The sequence below is a fragment of the Xenorhabdus sp. SGI240 genome (assembly GCF_040081915.1).
Classification (GTDB): Bacteria; Pseudomonadota; Gammaproteobacteria; order Enterobacterales; family Enterobacteriaceae; genus Xenorhabdus; species Xenorhabdus bakwenae.
The window spans coordinates 1-6,788 of sequence record NZ_JBEBMB010000138.1; the positions used below are offsets into that span (position 1 = coordinate 1).

Genomic DNA, 6,788 nt, shown 5'->3' on the forward strand with positions numbered 1-6,788 from the left:
TAAGATGGCAGAGAAAAGAGCAGGGGTAAAAATTGATGAGCCAAAACAGTGAATTAGTATTTGGTGCGAGCTTTTCTTATATAACAGAGCTGCTACATCAATTTCGCCGCTGGCGGGTGTTGCACAGGCTGAGAAAACATTGGCGTGATGATCAGTTCTTTGTAAAGCTCGCTCGTGAACCTCGGTACAAATGGATACGTGACTATTTTAATTTTTACGAACGTTACCAATTTCTCAGGTTACTGACAGAACATGAACAACAACGGGGAATAATCTGATGAGCAGAGGCATTCGCAATAACAATCCCGGCAATATTGACCACAATCCCGCTAATAAGTGGCAGGGTCAAATTGGAATCGAAACAGGGGTAAAAAATCCTCGGTTCTGTCTGTTTGAATCACCGGAATATGGTATCCGGGCACTCATGAAGTTGCTGACCAATTACCACAAGAACGGTTATCAGAGTGTGGCCAAGATGATTAATCGCTATGCACCAAATAGCGAGAATAACACCACCGCTTATATTAACGGTGTTGCTAAGGCGCTGGGAGTCGATTCAAATCAGGTTCTGGACATCAATAAACCCACATTGATTGCGCTGGCTAAGTCCATCATCCGGCACGAGAACGGCAAGCAGCCTTATTCGGATGATGTATTCGAAAAAGCCTACAGCTTAATCTGAATTCCATAGCCTCGCATTTGCGGGGCTTCTTTTTATCTGCGTACTGACGTGCGCGAACCCCAATCATGAGCTTATAGAAATAGAGCCTGAGAATTATCGCTAGGTGGCGACCTCTCATGGGCGATATTTCTACGTCAGCAGGCTCTTATTTCTATAGGAATACGCAAGATGAGACTTTTAGTTAAAAAATCCAATGGTCAGCCTGTAGTCACAACAGATGTTATTGCCAATGAGTTTGGTAGAGATCATTTTAGGGTAATGAGCAGAATTGATTCACTGATAGCTTCTCAGCATTTAGGAGGCTCCGATTTCAGAGGCTCCTCGTATATCAGCAAACAAAACAAAGAGTTGCCATGCTATGAGTTAACTGAGCGTGGCTTCTTGATTGCCATGCCGTTTATTGGTGGTGAGAAAGCGCGTGATGGACAAGTACGCTTGGTTGACAGTTTCATTAAGTTTCGTGAAAAGGCAACAAAAGAATCTCAAATTCAATTGGAGCGAGAAAGAGCCAGAGTTGAATACCGACCTATGACCGATGCTATTAAAAATAGCCGGGAACAGGACGGGAAAGAAACGGAGCATTTTCATTACAGCAATGAAGCCGACCTGATTAATGATGTCGTCCTCGGAATGAAGTCGGCCAAGTTTAAGAAGAACAATGATATTGGCAAAAGCGAAGCAGTCAGGGATTACTTGACTGAGTGGCAGATTAAAGCCATTACCGAATTACAGCGGGCAAATACGGTTCTTATTTCAATGGGCTGGGATCGTGAACAAAGAAAACAGGCGTTAAAAGGGATTTTTGATAAAAACTATCGTACCCCTCTGATAGAAGAGCAAGCAAGGTTAAATTCATAGCGATGAAACTCAACAGCCAATATTTCACCCTTGGTGCTTTTGCTGTCGTCGCTGGCCTGTTCTGGTTCTATTACAGTGAGTATCAGGACAAGGCCAAGGAATACCGTAGCTTAAAGCTACAGTATGACGAACAGGTCGCCATCAACACCAACCAGCAAGAGCGCATCAAGCAACTCGCAGAACTAGATACCCGACACACTCAGGAACTCGCCAATGCCAAGACTGAAATTGACGCTCTTCGGGCTGATATTGCCGCTGGTCGTCGCAAGCTGCGCATCAAAGCCACCTGCCCCGTGTCTGAAACCACTCCCTCCGGCAGCGTGGACGCTACAACCACCGTCGAACTCACTGGAGAAACTGGATCAACTGTTCTCGATATCCGAGAAGGCATCATCAACGACCGGGCAAAATTAAGATATTTGCAGGGCTACATAAAAACTGAATGTCAACAACCGATCGAATAATTGATATTTTATTGTTTGAGCAGGCATCATTTATTTAATATAAATTAACTATTCTGTTTTGAGTTAAATTAATGTACACTGTGTTTTTATACAGTCACAAAAAAAGGGAGGTGAAAATGTTTTTAAGCAAACTTGCTCGCTTTGCATTAACTGCAACCTCTGTGGCTCCTGTATGCATCACATTGGCTTATTTAGCTTTTATTCAGAAAAAATACATCATGCTCAGTATGTATATACTTGTAGGTGTCGTAAGTGTTTGTCTCTGCATTTTTATATTAAAGTATTCTGTCCTCAATTCTGGGCGCACAAAAAAGAATATAAAAACAGCCACTCCCGCCAATAAGGAAGTAACTAGTTATTTTTTAACATATTTATTTCCATTACTCAGCACGTCAGGGACATTTTTTGATTGGAAGATTGCTATATTCTTTTACATTAGTTTACTTGTTTATGTTTCTTTTTCTGAGGGTTATAGTTTTAATCCATTATTATCATTCTTCGGATATAAATTCTATGAGGCGGAAGATGATACAGGTGTTAGCTTTGTGTTAATTACTAAAAGAGATTTATTTTCAGTGAATAATGACAGATTAGATGTTATAAAATTAACAGCTCATACATATATTGCTGTTTAATTCACAAAGGAAATGATTTATGGAATTATTTGCTATAACCGATACTGGTAAAATTGTGAAGATTCTCACTGATGCACAAACACAAATATCTGTAACTTCCTTGTTTAAAAGGCAAAAAGATTATTTTGAAAATAATTACACAACATCTGTAGAATTTAGTGGTGGTTATATCACCAGCCCTGCGGAATATTTTTGTATTGATAATTTTGATGATGTTATAGGTGTTCTTGATGCAATACAAACTCCTGACTCTATTCAGGAGTGGAGTCCGCAGGATATATCTATTTTTAACATAAAGGCATTATTTTCCGGCGAGATAGTTTCATCTGGCGCGGTGGGTAATATAAAAGCGTACCTCCAATGTTTTGATAAAAGACAAATAATAGATAATAAAAAAACAATATTTCATAGTATTCTTCAAGATGACAATACTTTTAAATTATCTGACTCTGACGGGTTGGTTATCGATAACAAGCTAACGGCAATACTTGAGAATGATAAATTAAAATTCAAAAGCTTTCATATGCTGAGGAGAATATTTGATGTTGATGGATATTTTAAAGAAGCAACCGATGATGACTTGAGAGAATTTGCCAATCATGAGCACTTTCATATTTCAAGCGATTTTGACCTTACAAACATTGCTGATACTGTGATAAGAAAGAAAGTATCATTAATAAATAAATCAAGAGTTTTAGAGGATTACACTGTAGATGATTTATTATCCATAGCGAAAGTAAATGACGTAACTCTTGATTTGGAGATATATGAAGATGGTGGTGAAAAGAAAATTACAATGCCACAAGAAAAAAAACACATTAAGAGGCTGTTGAGTTTTTTGGATGAGGACTATTTCACCTCACAAATCACCCGGACATTATATCAGACAAACTCTAAGAAAAAAGTGAAGATAACTTAGTGTAATTGCTATCATTGCAATGAATGATAACCATTAAATCACTCTAACGATTTAGTTATCACCCAACCCCAAGCCATCACCTCCAGTGGTGGTTTTTTTATTCCTCTACCCATTCCCTGAGTGGGGCAGGTGTATGTTAGAGGGTGGTGTCAGTGGGATAGTTTCTCTCTGTAATCGCTTTGCGATTATATCCACCCGAAATGATTAAAAAGTGATCTACATAACATTTGCTGCCATCCGTTAACGCGGGTGGCATTTTTATTTCCACCGCGCACCGCAGCGCAATTCTTTAAACGTCGAATCCAATCACTTTGATATGAGCCTTCGAGGAAGTCAGTTATAGCTGGCGAGCTTCGACGGGCTGATTTTCTATGTGGACGAGGGTTCATTTCAAATGTAGGTAATACGCGATGCAACTATTAACAACCAAGAAAACAAATTTACCTGTAACAGAAGCGCCCACTATGACCAGTCTGGAAATGGTGGATTACATTAATGCCGACAGGAAGGCGAAAGCTGAGGCGGAAGGGTTAACATTCCCTTGCAAGAAATATACTCGACTGCAACATAAAAGCTTTCTTGCCAAAGTTCCCAAAGTATTAGGAGAAGAGCACTCGGCAAAATATTTTGCTCAGTACAAAGACAGTACCGGGCGAGAGCTTCCATGCTATCGATTCCCCAAGCGTGAAGCTTGTTTGATGGCAATGAGTTACAGCTATGAGCTACAGGCTCAGGTTTTCGACCACATGACGGAGCAGGAAGCTAAATCTGGATTTGGATTCACCATCCAGCAACTGCAAGACATGCTTGTTTTGGCAAAAAAGGCGTCTGATGAAGATTCCTCTGATGCAGGCCGCAGACTGAGAAAGCGGCAAGATGATCTGATTACCCTCGATAAAGCCGAAAAGTTGATCGATGACCTCGGTCAGATGGCTTTCGGATTGATTGGAGGGGGTAAACAAGAAATTGCGAATATTGGACGATAAGTTACTTGCTGAATGCTTTTTCAGCATTTTATATAACCACCGTGCAAAAACTGTCGGGCTTATATCAACCAGACCAGTTAATTATTCTGATTTATGGAGAAAGTAAATGGCACTCACCGACAAACAAGAAATGTTTTGTCGTGAGTACCTCGTAGATTTGAACGCCACTCAAGCGGCCATTCGTGCGGGGTACAGCGAGAAAACCGCAAACCGCACTGCGTCTGAAAACCTGTCAAAACCTGATATTCAGTCACGCATTGCCGAACTCAAGGCAGACCGTAATGAAGAAGTCGGGATTAATGCGACTTATGTATTAAAGCGGTTAGTTGAAATTGACCAAATGGACGTCCTCGACATTCTCACTGATGGAGGCGAACTCAAGTCAGTTAAAGACTGGCCTAAAGTGTGGCGTACTACGCTATCAGGTCTGGAAGTGCTGGAAGTAGGTTCACAAGATACCGCCGCCTTACTCAAGAAGATTAAGTGGCCTGATAAAGTTAAAAATCTGGAATTGCTTGGGAAGCATATCAGTGTTCAGGCATTTAAAGAGCAGATTGATCAAAAGGTGGTGGCTACCCATAACATTATGCCCGTGCCTGCCTGCGATAACGTTGATGACTGGGAAAAAGCGGCACAGAAGCAACAGGGCGAGGTATTAGGCGGATGAATTACAATGTAGTCTGGAAGCCTCTTCCCGGGTCTCAGTCTCTGTCTTTAAGTTGCCCATGTAATGAAATTCTCTATGAGGGAACTCGTGGCCCCGGCAAAACAGCCGCTCAATTAGCCAGATTTAGGCGAAATGTTGGGGTCGGGTATGGCTCGTTCTGGCGGGGGGTGATATTTGATACTGAATACAAAAACCTTGCCGATATCATCACTCAGTCAAAGCGTATGTATCGTCTATTTAAAGATGGTGCTCGCTTTCTTGCTTCTGCCTCTGAGTTACGCTGGGTATGGCCGACGGGTGAGGAACTGTTATTCCGGTTCGGCAAAGAGGCGGATGATTATTGGGATTATCACGGGCAGGAATTCCCGTTCATCGGCTTCAACGAATTAACCAAGCAGAAATCAGCAGATTTTTATGAGGCCATGTTCTCTTGTCGGCGTTCGTCATTCAGGCCAGAAGATTACCCGCGTGAGGACGGTTCACTATTAAAATCTATCCCGCTTGAAACATTCAGCACAACTAACCCGTTTGGTATCGGGCATACATGGGTGAAAAAACGGTTTATTGAACCAGCTCCGAGAGGAACTGTTATCAGAGAAACTCAAAAGGTGTTCAATCCTCAGACTGAAAAAGATGAGGACATAACACTAACTCGCGTCGCCATTCATGGTTCATTTAAAGAGAACCCCTACTTAGACCCACAATACATTGCTACCCTGATGAATATCAAAGACCCGAACCGTAGAAAGGCATGGATTGAGGGTTCATGGGACGTTACCAGTGGTGGGCGGTTCGATCATCTGTGGAATGCGAACTATCACACCATTAAACCGTTTAAAATACCCGACAGTTGGACGGTTGACCGCTCTCATGACTGGGGAGAATCAAAACCGTTTGCCAATCTGTGGTGGGCTGAATCAGATGGGGCAGAGGCAACTTTATCGGATGGCCGAAAGTTCTGCCCTCCTGCGGGTTCGCTGATTCTGATTGGTGAATGGTACGGTTGCCCGCCTGATGAACTCAATAAAGGGCTGAATATGTCATCTACCAACGTGGCTAAGGGCGTACAGTGGATTGATCGGCGTCTGGCTGGCGAAGATGTTATAGAGCCTGATGAGATTAAACAGGACGGTAAAACGCAAGGACAATTGAATATCATGCCCGGTACCTGCAAGAAAGTAATTTCTGGCCCCGCTGATGGCTCCATCTTTAATACGGGCGATAACGAAGATTCCATAGCACAGAAGATGGCAAAACAGGGCGTGAAGTGGCTGGAAGCCAATAAAAAGCCCGGTTCTCGTATCAATGGCGCTTCTCTCTTCGCTGATATGCTGGAGGCTGTCATTGAAGGCAAGAAGTCCGAGTCAGGAATACCAGAAAAGCCCGCGTTCTACGTGTTCGATTATTGCCGGGGCTGGATTAGCCGCATTCCGGTTTTGGTTCGTGATAGCAAAAACCCTGATGATGTTGACACAGAACAGGAAGATCACGACTGGGATGCCACGCGATATCGTGTCTTGCATAAGCCTCAGCGTCTAACCAAAACAATTAATTTCAACTGGAACTAACATGAATAC

At 42.3% G+C, this 6,788-nt stretch carries 9 protein-coding genes; all 9 read left to right on the forward strand.

The annotated features are described in order from the left end of the window. Positions 1-35 precede the first annotated feature (35 nt). The 9 genes from ABLA76_RS17265 (at position 36) to ABLA76_RS17305 (ending at position 6,779) form a co-directional block, all read left to right on the forward strand. The gene (locus ABLA76_RS17265; RefSeq protein ID WP_047771465.1) at positions 36-278 is read left to right on the forward strand and encodes a hypothetical protein; all 243 of its coding nucleotides are present in this window, start codon (positions 36-38) and stop codon (positions 276-278) included. Then, positions 278-682: a structural protein gene (locus ABLA76_RS17270; RefSeq protein WP_348988871.1), complete on the forward strand. Its 405-nt coding sequence runs from the start codon at positions 278-280 to the stop codon at positions 680-682. Before ABLA76_RS17265 ends, ABLA76_RS17270 begins: the two co-directional genes overlap by 1 nt. A gap of 168 nt (positions 683-850) precedes the next feature. Then, the gene (locus ABLA76_RS17275) at positions 851-1,540 is read left to right on the forward strand and encodes a Rha family transcriptional regulator (RefSeq protein ID WP_348988872.1); all 690 of its coding nucleotides are present in this window, start codon (positions 851-853) and stop codon (positions 1,538-1,540) included. Between the two features lie 2 nt (positions 1,541-1,542). After that, positions 1,543-2,004, forward strand: coding sequence for a lysis protein (locus ABLA76_RS17280; RefSeq protein WP_348988873.1), 462 nt, complete (start codon positions 1,543-1,545; stop codon positions 2,002-2,004). A 116-nt stretch (positions 2,005-2,120) separates the two neighbouring features. Further along, complete coding sequence (locus tag ABLA76_RS17285) at positions 2,121-2,639, forward strand: hypothetical protein (protein ID WP_285810409.1); 519 nt, start codon at positions 2,121-2,123, stop codon at positions 2,637-2,639. A 19-nt stretch (positions 2,640-2,658) separates the two neighbouring features. Then, positions 2,659-3,558: a Kiwa anti-phage protein KwaB-like domain-containing protein gene (locus ABLA76_RS17290; RefSeq protein ID WP_340619008.1), complete on the forward strand. Its 900-nt coding sequence runs from the start codon at positions 2,659-2,661 to the stop codon at positions 3,556-3,558. A 410-nt stretch (positions 3,559-3,968) separates the two neighbouring features. After that, the gene (locus tag ABLA76_RS17295; RefSeq protein ID WP_348988874.1) at positions 3,969-4,544 is read left to right on the forward strand and encodes a Rha family transcriptional regulator; all 576 of its coding nucleotides are present in this window, start codon (positions 3,969-3,971) and stop codon (positions 4,542-4,544) included. A gap of 106 nt (positions 4,545-4,650) precedes the next feature. Continuing rightward, the gene (locus tag ABLA76_RS17300; RefSeq protein ID WP_348988875.1) at positions 4,651-5,211 is read left to right on the forward strand and encodes a terminase small subunit; all 561 of its coding nucleotides are present in this window, start codon (positions 4,651-4,653) and stop codon (positions 5,209-5,211) included. Further along, on the forward strand, positions 5,208-6,779 hold the full coding sequence (locus tag ABLA76_RS17305; protein WP_348988876.1) for a terminase: 1,572 nt from the start codon (positions 5,208-5,210) through the stop codon (positions 6,777-6,779). The genes ABLA76_RS17300 and ABLA76_RS17305 overlap by 4 nt, the downstream gene beginning before the upstream one ends. Positions 6,780-6,788 lie beyond the last annotated feature (9 nt).

What these genes read in the sequence shown, in the direction of transcription:
- ABLA76_RS17305 (WP_348988876.1), top strand. Translation starts at nt 5,208, where the DNA reads ATGAATTACAATGTAGTCTGGAAGCCTCTTCCCGGGTCTCAGTCTCTG.
- ABLA76_RS17280 (WP_348988873.1), top strand. Translation starts at nt 1,543, where the DNA reads ATGAAACTCAACAGCCAATATTTCACCCTTGGTGCTTTTGCTGTCGTC.
- ABLA76_RS17270 (WP_348988871.1), top strand. Translation starts at nt 278, where the DNA reads ATGAGCAGAGGCATTCGCAATAACAATCCCGGCAATATTGACCACAAT.
- ABLA76_RS17265 (WP_047771465.1), top strand. Translation starts at nt 36, where the DNA reads ATGAGCCAAAACAGTGAATTAGTATTTGGTGCGAGCTTTTCTTATATA.
- ABLA76_RS17275 (WP_348988872.1), top strand. Translation starts at nt 851, where the DNA reads ATGAGACTTTTAGTTAAAAAATCCAATGGTCAGCCTGTAGTCACAACA.
- ABLA76_RS17300 (WP_348988875.1), top strand. Translation starts at nt 4,651, where the DNA reads ATGGCACTCACCGACAAACAAGAAATGTTTTGTCGTGAGTACCTCGTA.
- ABLA76_RS17285 (WP_285810409.1), top strand. Translation starts at nt 2,121, where the DNA reads ATGTTTTTAAGCAAACTTGCTCGCTTTGCATTAACTGCAACCTCTGTG.
- ABLA76_RS17295 (WP_348988874.1), top strand. Translation starts at nt 3,969, where the DNA reads ATGCAACTATTAACAACCAAGAAAACAAATTTACCTGTAACAGAAGCG.
- ABLA76_RS17290 (WP_340619008.1), top strand. Translation starts at nt 2,659, where the DNA reads ATGGAATTATTTGCTATAACCGATACTGGTAAAATTGTGAAGATTCTC.